At 67.7% G+C, this 15155-nt stretch carries 12 protein-coding genes; 7 read left to right on the top strand and 5 right to left on the bottom strand.

The genetic code is table 11. From position 1 onward, the window contains the following. Window positions 1-524: 524 nt before the first annotated feature. Genes ACAM51_RS26890 through ACAM51_RS26900 form a run of 3 tightly spaced genes read right to left on the bottom strand, consistent with a single transcriptional unit; the run spans window position 525 to window position 6955 of the window. Window positions 525-1634 (bottom strand): beta-propeller fold lactonase family protein, encoded by a 1110-nt coding sequence (locus ACAM51_RS26890; protein WP_369643922.1) that lies wholly within the window; start codon window positions 1632-1634, stop codon window positions 525-527. After that, entirely contained in the window at window positions 1631-5374 is a 3744-nt protein-coding gene (locus ACAM51_RS26895; RefSeq protein ID WP_369643923.1) for an IPTL-CTERM sorting domain-containing protein, read from the bottom strand. Before ACAM51_RS26895 ends, ACAM51_RS26890 begins: the two co-directional genes overlap by 4 nt. 51 nt (window positions 5375-5425) lie before the next feature. Further along, complete coding sequence (locus tag ACAM51_RS26900) at window positions 5426-6955, bottom strand: choice-of-anchor Q domain-containing protein (RefSeq protein WP_369643924.1); 1530 nt, start codon at window positions 6953-6955, stop codon at window positions 5426-5428. 176 nt (window positions 6956-7131) lie between these two features. On the opposite strand from ACAM51_RS26900, the gene ACAM51_RS26905 reads away from it, so the two are divergent. The 6 genes from ACAM51_RS26905 to ACAM51_RS26930 all read left to right on the top strand — a co-directional run bounded on the left by ACAM51_RS26905 (window position 7132) and on the right by ACAM51_RS26930 (window position 12442). Further along, window positions 7132-7809 carry a DNA-binding response regulator gene (locus tag ACAM51_RS26905; RefSeq protein ID WP_369643925.1) on the top strand — a complete coding sequence of 226 codons (678 nt, stop codon included), beginning with the start codon at window positions 7132-7134 and terminating at the stop codon, window positions 7807-7809. Window positions 7810-7820: 11 nt separating this feature from the next. Next, the gene (locus tag ACAM51_RS26910; RefSeq protein WP_255594679.1) at window positions 7821-9797 is read left to right on the top strand and encodes an ATP-binding protein; all 1977 of its coding nucleotides are present in this window, start codon (window positions 7821-7823) and stop codon (window positions 9795-9797) included. Between the two features lie 107 nt (window positions 9798-9904). Beyond that, window positions 9905-10570, top strand: coding sequence for a hypothetical protein (locus ACAM51_RS26915; RefSeq protein ID WP_369643926.1), 666 nt, complete (start codon window positions 9905-9907; stop codon window positions 10568-10570). Then, entirely contained in the window at window positions 10567-11115 is a 549-nt protein-coding gene (locus tag ACAM51_RS26920) for a hypothetical protein (protein WP_369643927.1), read from the top strand. The genes ACAM51_RS26915 and ACAM51_RS26920 overlap by 4 nt, the downstream gene beginning before the upstream one ends. Further along, window positions 11112-11429 (top strand): hypothetical protein, encoded by a 318-nt coding sequence (locus ACAM51_RS26925; protein WP_369643928.1) that lies wholly within the window; start codon window positions 11112-11114, stop codon window positions 11427-11429. The genes ACAM51_RS26920 and ACAM51_RS26925 overlap by 4 nt, the downstream gene beginning before the upstream one ends. Then, window positions 11426-12442: a hypothetical protein gene (locus ACAM51_RS26930; RefSeq protein ID WP_369643929.1), complete on the top strand. Its 1017-nt coding sequence runs from the start codon at window positions 11426-11428 to the stop codon at window positions 12440-12442. Before ACAM51_RS26925 ends, ACAM51_RS26930 begins: the two co-directional genes overlap by 4 nt. 98 nt (window positions 12443-12540) lie before the next feature. On the opposite strand, the gene ACAM51_RS26935 is transcribed toward ACAM51_RS26930, so the two are convergent. Together ACAM51_RS26935 and ACAM51_RS26940 are read right to left on the bottom strand one after the other, a co-directional pair. Continuing rightward, entirely contained in the window at window positions 12541-13563 is a 1023-nt protein-coding gene (locus ACAM51_RS26935; protein ID WP_369643930.1) for a hypothetical protein, read from the bottom strand. 88 nt (window positions 13564-13651) lie between these two features. Continuing rightward, window positions 13652-14116, bottom strand: coding sequence for a hypothetical protein (locus ACAM51_RS26940; protein ID WP_369643931.1), 465 nt, complete (start codon window positions 14114-14116; stop codon window positions 13652-13654). Between the two features lie 251 nt (window positions 14117-14367). Between ACAM51_RS26940 and ACAM51_RS26945 the strand changes: the two genes are divergently transcribed. After that, window positions 14368-15102, top strand: coding sequence for a hypothetical protein (locus ACAM51_RS26945; RefSeq protein ID WP_369643932.1), 735 nt, complete (start codon window positions 14368-14370; stop codon window positions 15100-15102). Window positions 15103-15155: the final 53 nt, after the last annotated feature.

Raw genomic sequence — 15155 nt, forward strand, 5'->3', positions numbered from 1 at the left:
CCCTGCTCCGCAAGAGCCTCTAACAACCCCAACTCGCAAAAAGCCGCAGCCAAAAACGCCGCGGCTTTTTTGGTTCGCGTGTTGCTCTGCCTTGCCGTGTTCTGGCATGCATGGACATGCGCAGGCTCCAGAAAAGCCTGGGCGCTAGACCTACTTCGTGCGAACTGTGCTCACCGGCCCGGCTAGCTGCGGCGGTCTGAGACGACAATGGGCAATGGGAAAGTTTCAGCGCACTCAGACGCACGCCGAGCCACCCTCCCACCTGCTCAGCCATCGGGCCTGGAAGGTCGATCCGAATACCTTCGCCAGGCCCGCAGCGACCCACAGTGCCAGGTGGCGCAAAATTACAATGGTCGAGCGCATGCCAGTGGATCCTGCTGTCCAAACGAGCAGTACAGCGGCGGGTTTGCCGGTGGCGCTATTGGTGTACATAAGAGGATGTGCCAGTGCTGGCAACATATGCGCTCGAGAGCTGCGGGGACGCAAGCCGCGCCGCCGGATGCCCGCAGGCCCGCCCCGAAGCCTCAGCCCGGTCCGGCAACGCCAGCGCGCCGCGCAGGCCGCAGGTGCTTCAGCCCAAGGCCCCCTAGCCCAGCCGCGAGCAGCAGCAAGGCCCAGGCCTGAAGGCTGGGGATCGCGGCGGGAGAGACTGGTGCTGGCACGGGGCCGCCGACGAACAGGCCCAGTGCTCCGGGACTCCACCCCACGGCCACGGTGGTGGTGACGGTGTTTGTGGCCAGATCGATCACCGAGACATTGTTGGAGCCGCGGTTGACCACGTAGGCGCGGGTGCCGGCGGGGTCTATTGCCACACCAAGAGGACCGTCGCCCACTGACACGGTGGCGACGGCAGTGTCGGTGGTCAAGTCGATTACCGAGACATTGTCGGTGCTGCGGCTGCTCACGTAGGCCCGGGTGCCAGCAGGGTTCACCGCCACCCCCATGGGGCCGTTGCCCACGGGCACGGTGGCTGCGACGGTATTGGTAGCCAAGTCGATCACCGAGACATTGTCGGAGGTGAGGTTAGCCACATAGGCACGGGTACCGGCCGGATTCACCGCTATGGCAGAAGGGTTGGAGCCCACTGGCACAGTGGCAATGACGGTGTTGGTGGCCAGGTCGATCACCGAGACAGTGTTGGCGGCGTAGTTGGCCACATAGGCATAAGTGCCAACCGGGTTCACCGCCACACCGTAAGGGCGGCTACTCACAGGCACAACGGCCGTGACGGTGTTGGTGGCCAGATCGATCACCGAGACAGTGTTGATGGCGTAGTTGGCCACATAGGCATAAGTGCCAGCCGGATTGACCGCCACTCCCGTGGGAGTGTTGCCCACAGGCACGGTGGCGACAACAGTGTTGGTGGCCAGGTTGATCACGGAAACATTGCCGGAGCCAGAGTTGGCCACATAAGCGCGGGTGCCGGCCGGGTTCACCTCCACGCCGTAGGGGTTGGTGCCCACGTTCACAGTGGCTGTGACGGTGTCGTTGGCTACGTCGATGACCGAAACAGTGCCGGAGCTGCTGTTGGGAATGTAGGCAAACGGGGCCGCCTGGGCGGGGCCGGCCAGGGCGCAGGCGGCGAGCAACGGCCACATGAAGCGCGAGCGCCGGCGGAGGCGGGGTTGTGTCATGACAGTCTCCTGGTGTGCAGCACCATCAGGCCCAGCAGCACGGACAGCAGCAGCAGGCCCCAGGCCGAGAGCGTGGGAATGGCCTCGGCCGCCAGGGCCATGGGGCCAGAAGGGTCTGCGATTTCACCGTTGGGCGTCCAGTCGTCGTCACCTTGCGCGCCGTCGGTCAGGGTGAAGCGGGCCGTGTGGCCGCTGATGACAAGGCCGGCAGGCTCGAAGTAGCTGGGCTGAGTGTCGGTGCGGGCGGCCAAGCCGTACTTGGTGTAGCCGGCCACGGGCTCGGGCCAGGTGACCTGCATGGCAACGGCGGTGGTACAGCCCACGAGCTTGATGCGCAGCAGGCCCTGAGGCAGCGTGTGGCCCGGCGGCAGCGCGGCGGGCGCGGCCTCGAAGCGGGTGGCGCCCAGGTTGAACCGGCAGGCGGGGCCGCCACCGGTGAAGGTAGCGCTGCCGGTACCGCCCGGGCCGCTGGCGGGCACGGTGGTGCCTTCGAAGTATGGCGCGCAGGCCACCTGCACATTGCCCACGTTGGCGGCGACGTTGCTGCCACTGGCGTTGGCGATGGTGCAGCGCTGGCCCGTGGGCTGGGCCTGCACGGTGACTGCGTAACTGCCGCCATCCGCCACAGGCTGCAAGAAGGTGAAGCCGCCGTTGGCCTGCACCGCCAGGTCTTCGTTGCCGTTGCGCAGCACCAGGCCGCTGCCCGTGAGGCCCGTAGCGGTGCCGCCCAGTGTGTGGGTTTGCTGCGGCAGCGGCGCAAAGGTCGCCGTGATGGTGCAGGCGCTGGTGACCGGCGCGGTGGTGTAGTCGTTGTCGCCCACGCCCGTGGGTGTGCCGTTGCAGCCGCTGATGCTTTGCGTGATCTGGCCCGCAGGCGGCGTGGCGTGGCATGTGACGGTGCCGAGGTAGGCAACCGCGTTGGATGTGCAGGCCATAGCGCCAGCAGGCAGGGCGGTGACGGCGTAAGTGGCAGCGACGCAGGCCACCTGCACGCTGATCACATTGGCGGTGGCAGTGCCGCTGCCGCCCGTTACCGTGCAGGTCTGGCCCGTGGGCGGGGTCTTCACGGTGACGGCGTAGCTGCCGCCATCCGCCACCGGTTGCAAGAAGGTGAAGCCGCCGTTGGCCTGCACCGACAGGTCTTCGCCACCGTTGCGCAGCACCAGGCCAATACCCGTAAGGCCAGCTACCGTGCCGCCCAGGGTGTGCGCGATGGGGCCGGAGAACTCGGCGCTCACGGCGCGCGCCTGGTCCATGGTGATGCTGCACGTGCCAGTGCCGGAGCAGGCGCCGCTCCAGCCGGTGAAGGTGTGGCCCATGGCGGGCATGGCAGCGAGGGTAAGGAGCTGCGGGGTGCCCTCGCCAGGGTAGTTGTAGCTGCAGGTGCCAGTGGCGCAGGCCGACGGGGCGCCGTTCACGACGCCCATGCCGGTGACGGTGACCGCCAGTTCCACATGGGTCCGCCGCTCCAGCGCACCGATATCGCAAGGCGTGGCGCCCATGCCCTGCGGGCGGGCGATGCCGCGCTGGTCGATCGGCAGGGTGCAGGCCACGGCGTCCTGCAGCAGGCTGGTGAGATCGGGCAGGTAGCCGTAGAGGCTGGGGAAGCCATCCATGCCGTTGGCGCCGAACGCGCCCAGTTCGGGGTCGGCGTCCAGCGTCACGCCGTTGCAGGTGGCGGTGCCGCCCATGGGGGCCACGTTGCCGCCCGCGCAGCCGTCCTGGATCAGGCTGTCGGTGATGGTGGTGGAGCCCGTGAAAAAGGTGACGGCCTGAGAGCGCGTGGCCGCGCTACCCCACAGCACGGAGTTGCGCACCCCCACCACGCCGCCCTGGGTGAAGAGCGCGTTGCCGTTGCCACCGGCCATGTTGCCCATGAAGGTGGCGTGCACCGCGTCCACGCGGGCATCCCCGTCCACCCCCACGATGGCGATGGCGCCGCCGGGCCTGCCGGCGGAGGACTGGTTGATGGCGAAGGTGGCGTTGCGCACCTGCATATGGCTGGTGCCGCCGCCCTCCGTCAGGCTGTGGATGGCGCCGCCGGACACACCCGCGCCGTTGCCTGTGAAACTGGCCTGCTCGATCACCGGGCTGCTGACGCCGCCGCTGCCCTTGGCGAGGTTGTACATGGCGCCACCGCTGCCGTTGTAGGCGTCGTTGCCTTCCATAGAAACACTGCGCAGCACGGGGCTGCTGGTGCCGCCCTCGCCCCGGTTGTAGATGGCACCGCCGTGGCCCTCGGCGTGGTTGTTGCTGATGAGGACATTCGTCAGCACCGGGCTGCTGACGCCGCCCCCGCTGGCGTCGTTGAACAGGGCCCCGCCATCGCCGTCGGCGTACGAGGCGCCGATGTGCACCCTGTTTATCCAGGGGCTGCACACGCTGCCCACGCCCGCGCCGTTGCAGTACAGCGCGCCGCCGTTGGCCCCAGGCCCGGCCGCCGCGCCCTGCAGCAGATACACGCTGTCGATCAGCGTGTCATCAAGCGGGATGCCCAGGCTGCCGTCCAGGTACAGCACGCGGCTGTTGTTGTTGGCGTCCAGCACCGTCAGGCCGGGAGACACGGACTGGGGCCGCTCGGCCAGCGCGGCCTCGGTGCCAATGAAGCCGCCGTAGAGCTTGACGTTGCGCTCGATGATGAAGCCCTGCGCGCCGGACGGCACGTAGGGAGTGCCAGCGGATTGCTTCAGCCAGACCTCGCTGCAACTGGGTTCGGCCAGCGCAAAGTCCAGGCTGGCGGCCTGCGGCCAGCTGGTGCCGTCGCCGCTGCCGCTGGGCGTGACGCGGCAGGCGCGCGGCGCGGGCGCAGCGCTGGCATGGAGGGTGAAGAGCATGCTGCTCTCGCGCACCTGGGTGGCTTCGTCGCCGCCGTTCGCGGCGGCGGCAGCGGTGCCGGTGGTATCGCCGCTGCGCAGGCTCAGGGTGGCCGTGGCCTGCTGGCCCGCAGTGGCCGGGGCCGGCAGGCGCACGCGGATCTGGTCGCCGCTGGTCACGATGGCCTCGCGCACCCAGGAGCCTGCGCCATTCACGCGCAGGCGGCCATTGCCGCTGATGCGCACGCCGCCCCACGATGCGCCTGCGCCCGACTGGCTGGCCAGCGGGGTGGTGATGTTGTAGATCACAACCATGCCCGCCGGGACGGTATCGGCGGGCGGGGACGCAGGCAGGTTGGCAAACGGCTGTCCGCCGCGCACCAGGCGCGCTTCTCCGCCGGAGTTGGTGGAGAGCCAGGTGCCCACCTGCGGCTGCTGGTCGAACAAGGTCTGCCAGGCGCTGCCCTGGTTGCCCGGCCGGGGCGATGCCGTCCAGAGCGACCCGTGCAGCCCCCCCTGTCCATGCACGGTGGGCAGCACCTCCCGGTTGAGGCGGAAGTCCGGGTCAGGGCAGCCCGCTGCCAGCGCGCTGTTCTCCAGCTTGTAGGGCAGCCGCCAGACGCCGGTGTGCAGGCGGTCTTGCGCCAGGGCCGCGTTGACGCCCCAGTCCTCCTGCCCGGCGAACGGCGTGGGCAGCCAGTTGTTAATCCAGTCCGTCCAGGGCTTTTGCTGATCGGCTAGCGTGCTGCCCTCGATGGCGCGCGACCAGACCAGCCCCGTCTCCCAGTGCATCGCGCTGGCGCGGCCTTCGGCCTGGCCCACGATGTAGTCACTGGTGGCGTTGGGGCTGGCGCAGGTCTGGGCCAGCCCCACGGCGGGCAGCGCCAGGCAGGCGGCGAGGAGCGTGGGAAGAATGGTTTGCTTCATTTTTTATAGCTTCTTGCGCTTATTGGATAAGGGGTAAAGGCCAAAAACACTTCAAACCCTGCGGCGCAGCGCGAGCAGGCCGAGCAGTGCACCCAGCAGCGCCAGTGCGCCGCCGCCCAGCGTGGGAATGGGCTGCGCGCCGCCGGGGCCGGGGCCCGCGGTGGGGGCAAAACGGGCCGACACACTGCGCGCCCCGTCGATCGCCACGGTGCAGGTGGCGCCCGTGCCAGTGCAGGCGCCGCCCCAGCCCGCGAAGGCCTGGCCCGTGCCGGGCGTGGCGGCCAGGGTGACGTGCAGCGGCGCACCCTCATCCGTGTAGGTGAAGGCGCAGGTGGCGGTGGTGGTGGCCGCGCACGGGGCCGGGCCGCCCGCCACGGTGCCGTGGCCGGTGATGCCGACGTTCAGCGGATAGCTGCCCAGGCGCCGCTCCACCGCGCCGATGTCGCACTGGCTGCCTTGCGGGCGGGCGGCACCGCGCTGGTCGGTGGTGGCGCCGGTGGCAGCGCAGTCCACCGCGTCGATGGCGCTGCCCGTGGCGCCGGGCATGCGGGTGAGCGTGGGGCCGCCGTTGTCTTGCAGCGGGCCGAGTTGCGGGTCCAGGGCCAGGTTGCCCGTGCCGGCGAAGCCGCCCTCCACGATGCTGTGGCTGACGGTGGTGCTGGCCTCGATGATGTCGCTGATCTGCGGTCCCGTGGTGGTGGTGTTGCCCCAGAAGATGCTGGCGATGACCTGGGGCATGCTGATGCCGCCGCCGCCGCCGAGGCTGTAGAGCGCGCCGCCTTCCTGCGCCGTATTGCCGCTGAATGTGCTGTGCGTGATGACCGGGCTGCTGTTGCCCAGGTGGCCGCCGTTGCTGTAGATAGCACCGCCGTGCGTGGCGGCGTGGTTGTCGTGAAAGGTGCTGTGGCTGATGGCGGGGCTGGCGATGGCGCCCGGGGCAAAGTTGGCGATGGCGCCGCCCGAGGAGGCCCGGTTGCCGCTGAAGGTACTGTGGCTGATGGTGGGGCTGGCGGGCGCCATGCTCATGGCGCGGTTGAAGATGGCGCCGCCACCGCCAGCGGCAAAGTTGCCCGAGAAGACGACGTGCGTGATGCGCGGGCTGCAGGGGCCGTGGCACAGCAGGCCGCCGCCAGCGTCCATGGCGGCGTGGCCCCGGGCGATGCTCAGGCCGTCGATCACCGTGCTGGCGGTGATGTGGCCGCCGGGCGTGGTGCCGTCCAGGCGCAGCACGCGGCGCTGGTTCTCGCCGTCGAGCACGGTGGCGCTGGCATTCACGGGCGCGGGCCGCTCGGCCAGGGTGCTTTCGGTGCCCATGAAGCCGCCATAGAGCGCCAGGTTGCGCGCGATGCGAAAGCCCTCGGCATCCGCAGCCTGGCTGTAGCTGCCTTGCGCGAGCCAAATTTCGGTGCAGGCGGCATCCGCCAGCGCGGCGGGCAGCGGCGCGGCCTGCGCCCAGGTGCTGCCGTCGCCCGTGCCCGTGGGGCTGGCGCGGCAGACGGCGGCCTGGGCGCTGGCGCCGGACAAGGACAGCAGCAGCGTGGTGGTGAAGGACAGAAGGCGGTGGAGGGCGAGTTGAGTCATTTTTTGATAGCTGCTGGCGCTTGTCCCGCAAGGCCTGTAGCCCCGGGACACCTGTATCGCCTTGCAACACAAGGCTACGGTTTGACACAGCGCAAGGCTACGCAGCCTCCACGCCCCTGTCTGTCCCCCTATAGGACGACAGACGCGCGCCGGAGGCTGTGGCAGCATCCGCGGGCATGGACTTGCCCAACAACCCCATCCGCGTCGCCGTGGTGGAAGATGACGCGGCCTGCCGCATCGCCCTGGCCTATGCGCTGCAAGCCGCACCCGACATGTGCGTGCAATGGCTGGCGTGCAGCCGGGCCGAGGCGCTGGCCGCCCTGCAGGACGGCCCGCCGCTGGACGTGCTGCTGCTCGACCTGGGCCTGCCCGACGGCAGCGGCCTTGACGTGCTGCCCGCTCTGCAGGCGCGCTGGCCCGCGGCGGCGACCATGGTCAGCACCATGTTCGGCGACGAGGCGCACGTGCTGCACGCCATCGAGGCCGGGGCCATGGGCTACCTGCTCAAGGACCTGCCGCCCCAGGCCGTTCTGGACGAGGTGCGCAGCCTGCACGCGGGCGGCAGCCCCATCAACCCGCTGGTGGCGCGCAAGCTGCTGGTACGCCAGCGCCTCCACGCCCTGCCCTCCCTGCCGCCGCCCGCCCCGGCGCAAATCGACGCCGCCCCCTCCGCGCGCGAGGTCGAACTGCTGCGCCTGGTGGCGCACGGCCACTCGGTGGACGAAGTGGCCCAGGCCATGGGCGTGTCGCGAAACACGGTGCGCACCTTCGTGCGGCGCGTGTACGTCAAGCTGCAGGTGACGACCCGCGCCGAAGCCGTCACCACCGCGCTGCGTCAAGGTTGGCTGGAGTGACCCGCCAATCCATGAAAAATCGGGCCCTGGCGCTTATCCAGAAAGCGCTGGCAGCTCTCTTTTTGATAGTTTTCTGCCACCTGGCCCAGGCCGCCACCTCCGCCCACCTGGCGGCAGCGCAGACTTGGCAGTCGCCCAGTGCCGCCTGGGCGCCGCCGCCCTCGCTGCACGCGGCAGACGACGCGGTGCTGGCCTCCGGCACGCCCTGGCAGGCGGTCAACCTGCCACACGCAGTGCCGCGATCCCTGCGCGTGCTCGATCCGGCGCTGGCCAGCGGCGCGCCCGTGGTGCAGTGGTGGCGCCTGTCGCTGCCCGCCAGCGCGCTCGCCGCCACGGCGCAGGGCACACGCCTGTACATCCCGCGCTGGCAGACCATCGGGACGCTGGCGGTGTACGTGCAGGGGCGCTTGGTCTGGCAGTCGCGCGGCGACCGGCCCTGGAACAGCTTCAACGACCCCATCTGGATCAGCCTGAGCGCCCTGCCTCATGAAGCCGCGCACACCGGCGACCTGCAAGTGCACCTGCGCATGGCCAGCCAGCAGGGCGTGGGCGGTGCGCTGTCGTCGTTGTGGGTCGGCCCCACGACGGAACTGCTCACACCCTGGCGCTGGCGCATGTTCTGGCAGACGGGGCTGGTGTCGTACTGGCGCGCCGCCTTCCTGCTGATGAGCCTGTTCGCGCTGGCGCTGTGGTTCAAGTACCGGCGCAGCCAGCAGGGCGAGGTGCGCCTGTTCCTGCTGTTCTTCGCCATGGCGGCCTGCCAGTCGGTGGCCGCGCTGCCCTACTTGGTGGACAGCGAGGGGCTGGACATGGACTTCGCCTGGTTCACCTGGATCGCCATGGCCGCGCAGTTGGCCGCGCTGGGCTGCATGGTGTGCTTCCTGTGCCTGGCTCACGGCCAGCGCTGGCCGCGCGGGGGCCGGGCGCTGGCGCTGTACCTGGCGGCGGCGGCCCTCGCCGCGCTGCCGTCGTGGTGGCCCGCCTACACCGCCACGCTGCCGCTGCTGCGCCTGCTGATGGTGCCGCCCACGCTGCTGCTGCTCACGGTGGCCGCCGTGGGGGCCTGGCGGCTGCGCAGCGCCAGCAACCTGCTGCTGGCCGCCTGGGGCGCCATGGTGGCACCCATCAGCCTGCACGACATGGCCATGCAGAACTACTGGGGCAACATCGAAGGCATCTACCTCACGCCCTATGTCAGCGTGGGCCTGTTCACGCTGTTCCTGGTCCTCGCGTTCTCGCGCTACAGCCACGCGCAAGACCAGGCCGCCCGCGCCCGCGCCACCCTGGCCGAACGCCTGGCCGCGCAGGAGCACGAACTGGGCCGCACCCACGAGCGCCTGCGCACCGCCGAGCGCGAGCAGACCCTGATGCTGGAGCGCCAGCGCCTCATGCGCGAGATGCACGACGGCGTCGGCGCGTCGCTGACCAGCGCGCTGCGCCTGGTGCAGCACGGCCAGGCCCGCCACCAGCCGGTAGACGTGGCCCAGGTCCTCAAGGAGTGCATCGACGACCTGAAGATCTCCATCGACTCGCTCGAACCCGTGGACGCCGACCTGCTGGCCCTGCTGGCGGGCCTGCGCTTTCGGCTGGAGCAGCGCCTGGGCGAGGCCGGCATCACCCTGTACTGGCGCACCAGCGACGTGCCCGCCCTGCCCTGGCTTGATGCACAGAACGCCCTGCACGTGCTGCGCATCCTTCAGGAGGTGCTGACCAACATCGTCAAGCACAGCGGCGCCACGGCCATCACTGTCTCCACGGCCGAGGCCGCCCAAGGAGTAGATCCCGGTGTGCCCGGCGTGCAGGTGTGTGTGCACGACAATGGCCGCCCTTTCTTGCCTCCCGACGCCCTGCCCCCCGGCCGCCGGGGCCTGGGCAACGTACGCAGCCGCACGCTGGCCCTGGGAGGGCACTGCGGCTGGCAGCCCCTGCAGCCCTCCGCGCAAGGCACGGTGTTCACTCTATGGCTGCCGCTGCGGCGAGGTGGATGAGCGCCGCATGGCAGTATCACGTTGTCATTTTTTTGTACTTTTAGCAATCTGGCGTCTACGGCATCAGCCAGCGGCACTGCTGCCCCAGTTTTCACAAGGAGCCTTGCATGGTCCCCGCCCGTCACCGCCTGATCCCCCTGCACGACGCCATGGCCGAGTTCGGCCTGCAAGCCCTGTTCCATCGTGACGGGGGCTATGACGCGATGGAAGACACGGTGAACCCGCCGGAGTACGGCAGCCCGCCGATGGCCCTGGTGTTCGATGGCGACACGCGCCTGGCGGAGACCTTCGATGCCGGGGCGGCGTTCCACAAACGGCAAGGCCTGATGGATGGCCCGATCACCCCGCTGGAAGAACTGCTGGGCCGGGCCTGCACTGTGGTCGTCAACGGCAGCCTGCAGGCGCCACGCATCGACACGCGCGGCTGCCAGGCGCTGTTTGTGTTCGGCAGCGTGCGCTGCGGCGCGATCGAGTTCTGGCAAGGCGACTTTGTCTGGATCGCGGGCGACCTGAACGCCACGCGCGCCGTGCTGGCCACCGCCGGGCATGACGACCCGGATCGGGCGGACTACGTGGGCCGCAGCTACGCCTGCGTGCAGGCCCCGCGCGTGCAGACCTGGTTCATGGGCCAGGGCCACCTGAACTGGCGCGAGGGCAGCGGCGGGCAGTTCTGCGAGGGCGTGGAGTACACAGACCAGGATCACCTCTGGAAAACCGACCCGGTCTGGCTGCGCCGCAACGGTATCGACGATGCGCTGGGAGCATGCGCATGAACCAAGAATGCCCCGCCGTCATGGCAAATTGGATTTCCGAGCTTGGCATCAAGACCGAGGCTACCGCCTGGTCGGTCGGCTTCACCCTGTCCACCGCACCCATCGACCACTGGTTCTACAAGCGCAACGCGTTGAAGCCAGAGGACATCCAGCTCAGTCTCATCGTCCCCAGCTACGGGCTGTGGCGTGCCGAACTGAGCAGGTACGACGGCTTGTTCGTAGCCCAATGGCGACCCAATGGAGACTTCCGTATCGACTCACAGCAAATGAAATACCGGCGGCTTGTCAAATGGCCAGCACTGGACTCGTTGTTCGACTTTCCTCATTGGGTGGAACGCATTGAAAAGGCGCTCTCCATCACATTCATTCGCCATGTGAACCTGGGCACCAATGGGTATGTCGATCTCGATGCGTGGGCATCGGAGAGCAGCCCAAAAATCCAACACTGGCTCGGCCCCTGCGCCGACACGATGGGCAAGTATCTCAACGCACCAGAAACCGACGATGGCTCATCCTTAGGCCACGCAATGGGCAACACACCATGACCACACCACCGCTACACCCCCTGCGCCAGATCCTTCGCCAACCCGAAGCCCACGCGGGCTGGCTGTACCTGCGGCCGGGCGAATGGACGCTGGACACGCAAGGCTTCTTCTACGACGCCGACCTGGATCTATCGCCCAAAGACGAGGCCGCTGTGCGCGCCGCATTCGAGGCCGCAGGCTGGCAATGCACGCTGAGCCGCGAGGACATCGAGGACGCCATTGCCAACACAGAGGATCAACCCACCGAAGCCGAACTGCTGCAAGCCGTGTGCCATTTCTTCGACCACGATGCCTTCATGGAGTGGCCTGAATGAGCGCCCCACAGCAACTGCGCCACTTCGAGATCGTGGATTGCGCCGTGCGCAGCGCCGAGCACTTCTACCTGCTGGGCTCGCACATCCATCAGCTCGACGAAGACTGCGATGACGACGGCGGCGACCTCGCTGCCCCCACGGACCCGGAGCCGGATCTGCGCGAAGCCATGCGCGTGGCGGTGTATTTCCCGCAACGATCGACAGAGAAACAATGGGCCTTCCGCACGGTACGCCACATCGAATTCATGCGCGGCGCGGTGGCGCATGCACCGCAGGCACAGTGGATCAGCGTCAGCATCGACGGCCAGGTCTATGCGCTGGGCGGCGGCGTGTCGGCGATGGAGCAGCGCATTCCCGAGCACCGGTGCGGGCCGTTGCGCGGTTCTGTACGCCAAGTGGTGGAGATCGACGGCCACGCCCATGCAGTGCAGGCCCATCGCGGCCTGTGCCGCCGCCTCGGCCCCGACCACTGGAAGACGCTGTGCGCCGACCTGCCGCCCGGCCCGCTGGACGGCGGCGATGCCGCAGGCTTCCGGTGTGCGGCGGGCAGTTCGGCGTCGGACATCTACGCAGGCGGCGATGGCGGCGACCTGTGGCATTTTGACGGTGTGCGCTGGCGCCAACAGCCCTTCCCCGATGAAGCCATCGACCTGCTGTGCTGCCCAGCGCCCGGTGATGTGGTCGCGGCATGCCGCTCGAGTGCCGTCTATCGCAGCACGGGCAACGGCTGGCGCAAGCTCGGTGCGAGCGGCGTGGGGCCGTACCGCAGCATGGTTTCGTACCAGGGCGCGGTGTGGTGTTCGTCTGATGCGGGCATCTGGCGCATCGACGGGGACCGCATCGGCAGGGTCACGCTGCCCGATGGCATCAGTGCGAATGCGGGGCTGCTGGCGGCGAGGGACGGTGTGCTGCTGGTGGCGGGCAAGCACGGGGCCGCGTACCTGCAAGACGGCATGTGGCGCGAGTTTCTGAGCTTTGGATCCGGTGCCAAGGCCGCAACACCGCGCCGGTAGCACGCGACACGGCAAACCGGCCGACGAGACGCTGCTTCTTCAGGGTGCAGGGGGGCGTTGACATCGACTTTCCTGTACCTGACCGCCAACCAGCGGCATCAAGCCCCCGGATGCTCCTTCTGGCTGCGCTCGGCCATTGCCGCATGGTGGAAAACAAGCTGCCAGCGACCGTCCTGCAGCAGCGCCGCGCCGTGGAAACCAGCCAGCAGGAGAATGCCTGCCCGCGAAGACAGGTGGCCGGCACAAACGGATATTTCCGCTGGCAGCTCGGCCTGGGCGATGCCTTGTTCGCTGACCCACCAGACGCCGTAGTCGCTGGTGGCCCAGACCTTGCCGTCATGCCAGACCAGATCGCGGAACGGCAGCGCCAGCCCGGGCTCGGCGATGCAGCGCCATTCATCACCACGGCCAACGAAGGTGATGCCCTCGTAGCCGCTGATGTACACCTTGCCGTCGCCGGCGCAGCACACGGTGCGAAGCGACTGCTTGCCGGGAAAGCCGATGCGACGCCAGTCCCCTCCACCGTAGTGCCAGACATCGCCTTGGTCACCCACGGCATAGATGTCGTTGGCGCCAAAGCCGTCGATGGCGCGGAAACCGACGTTGCCGCTGCCGAACTCATGCGCTGACAGCGGAAAACGGCCCGTCTCCCAGTGCCACTGCCCGATTCCACGGCGTACCCCGACCGTGCGATTGCCGCCGCACAGATAAAGATGCCCATCGATGTTGTGCAGCTGGTTCACGGCGCCGTAGCGGCCCTTGCGCTCGAACGGTATGGCACCTTCGCGCCCCTTCGAGCCGCTGCCGATGGCATAGACCTCGCCCCCGACATCGACGGCGACGAGCTTGTCCTCGGGCTGGCTGGCAAATTCGGCGATGGTGATGTCCATGCCTTTGTTCCAGCTGTGCGTCCAGCGCTTGTCGCCGCTCTGGTCAGGCCGCCAGACCACGACGCGCTGGATTAGCGCACTCGCATCGGGATCATGCCCTTCGGGTTGGTAGCCCGGGCGCTGCGTGTAGTCCTCCTGGGCGATGAAATAGAGGTAGCCCGCACTGCGCACTACGCAGTCAACGATGTTGTAGCCCAGAAAATTCTTGCGAAACTCTGCTGTCGTCAGCATGGCTCACCACCTCCTTCGTATATTTGATTTCATCGTGAAGTAATCTGCAGTTGCATGTGTGCACTGCGCACTGGAAAATCATGCAGCACTACCGTAGCCATGCCCCAAAATGCTTGCGGCGCGCATCCAAAATAGCGAATACCTTGTCGATACTCGCCTGAGATTCCGGAATATCGGCATAAGTGGCCTCGTCAGGAAACAAGTCATCCAGATCGAGGTGGTAACGGTATTCCCAGCCGGGCCTGAGGTATTTGAGCGCGAACGATCGGCCACGCTCGTTGAAGTGGCTCGGCCTTACGCCTTCTCCGAAAAAAGAACGTGCATCCCGGACCATATCGGCGAAGGAAGCATCCACCCGAAGATGGCTATTCGAGAGGCGAACAGAAAGCTCCTCTTCCAGCAATCCGCGCGAGCATGACCACAGCAGAAACAATGCGCCATCTATGCCCGTGGCTGGATGGCCGTTCTCATCGGCAATAAAAATGACCTGCATGTCGTTCATGCCCGACCCGTACTCGGCCATCAACTGATTAAGAAGGTTCGACAAATTCATATCTTCAAGCCTTTCAAAATTTCAAAAACGCATAGAACTCAGCCAGCCACGGTCAGCTCGCGCAATTCCTGGGGGTTCATGGGGCTCTGAAAAAACCGCTGAAGCGTTTGATAGCATGGTGCCAGAACCATTCAGGAGCAGCGGCCGATGCGCAAGAACTACGCTCGTCGTCGTCGCACTATGTCGGGAGGCAAACGGTGATTCAACAACTGCTGGCCCTCTGTTGCCTCGCCACTACCGGAGCCCACGCCATGGCCAGCGACTTCCAGCCCATCGCGCGCCTGGACTGCCCGGGCGGCGAATTCATCGCCGATGCTCGCCCCTGGGGCGAGAACGAGGCCGGCGGCTCGCGTGCCGAACTGCGCTACCGCTACCGGGGCGTGGTGCTGGCCGCCATTCGCTACGAGGCGTACTACAAGAACCTCGAACCCTGGCTGCGCCAGGGCAGCCCGCGCATCTACAACCTGGGCCTGAACCTGGATACCAGCGGCGCTAGCAAGACCAGCGGCTACGACCAGGGCGACACACTGTACCTGCCGCCCTCGGCGTTCTCGCAGGCCGAGGTGGAGGGCCTGTTCGACTGCCTACACCGGCACCAGGCCGCGCTGCGCGACAGCTTCGAGCGCACCGAGATCACCAGCAGCACCCTGCTGGGCTTGATGAAGACGCGCACCGGCACAGGCCGCAACGGCGTGGCGCGGCTGGTGCATGCGGATGCGCCGATCACGGCCCTCTACGGCAGCGGCTGGCTGCTGATCGTGGTGGAGCGCGGCGGCCGCGTGCTGGTGCACGCCAACCTGACGGCCAACAACCCGACCGAATCGGCAGTGTGGGGCGAAGTCATGCCCGGAAAACCGCCTGTGCTGCGCGCCCGGCGCGAACTGCGCTTTGACGGCCAGATGCACGACGGCGCCCTGTTGCTGAACGAGCCTGAGACGAGCACCGGCCGGCGGCTGCGAAACGACTTCCGCGTGGAGTGGCAATAAAAACCGCCTCTAGCACCCGCCCATCTATCGCAAGCAGCTATCAAATTGGAAGC

The organism is Acidovorax sp. A79 (genome assembly GCF_041154505.1).
Classification (GTDB): Bacteria; Pseudomonadota; Gammaproteobacteria; order Burkholderiales; family Burkholderiaceae_C; genus Acidovorax.

Excerpts from the sequence above, each read along its gene's own strand:
- ACAM51_RS26890 (WP_369643922.1), bottom strand. The coding sequence starts at position 1,634 with ATGACACAACCCCGCCTCCGCCGGCGCTCGCGCTTCATGTGGCCGTTG.
- ACAM51_RS26895 (WP_369643923.1), bottom strand. The coding sequence starts at position 5,374 with ATGAAGCAAACCATTCTTCCCACGCTCCTCGCCGCCTGCCTGGCGCTG.
- ACAM51_RS26900 (WP_369643924.1), bottom strand. The coding sequence starts at position 6,955 with ATGACTCAACTCGCCCTCCACCGCCTTCTGTCCTTCACCACCACGCTG.
- ACAM51_RS26905 (WP_369643925.1), top strand. The coding sequence starts at position 7,132 with ATGGACTTGCCCAACAACCCCATCCGCGTCGCCGTGGTGGAAGATGAC.
- ACAM51_RS26910 (WP_255594679.1), top strand. The coding sequence starts at position 7,821 with ATGAAAAATCGGGCCCTGGCGCTTATCCAGAAAGCGCTGGCAGCTCTC.
- ACAM51_RS26915 (WP_369643926.1), top strand. The coding sequence starts at position 9,905 with ATGGTCCCCGCCCGTCACCGCCTGATCCCCCTGCACGACGCCATGGCC.
- ACAM51_RS26920 (WP_369643927.1), top strand. The coding sequence starts at position 10,567 with ATGAACCAAGAATGCCCCGCCGTCATGGCAAATTGGATTTCCGAGCTT.
- ACAM51_RS26925 (WP_369643928.1), top strand. The coding sequence starts at position 11,112 with ATGACCACACCACCGCTACACCCCCTGCGCCAGATCCTTCGCCAACCC.
- ACAM51_RS26930 (WP_369643929.1), top strand. The coding sequence starts at position 11,426 with ATGAGCGCCCCACAGCAACTGCGCCACTTCGAGATCGTGGATTGCGCC.
- ACAM51_RS26935 (WP_369643930.1), bottom strand. The coding sequence starts at position 13,563 with ATGCTGACGACAGCAGAGTTTCGCAAGAATTTTCTGGGCTACAACATC.
- ACAM51_RS26940 (WP_369643931.1), bottom strand. The coding sequence starts at position 14,116 with ATGAATTTGTCGAACCTTCTTAATCAGTTGATGGCCGAGTACGGGTCG.
- ACAM51_RS26945 (WP_369643932.1), top strand. The coding sequence starts at position 14,368 with ATGGCCAGCGACTTCCAGCCCATCGCGCGCCTGGACTGCCCGGGCGGC.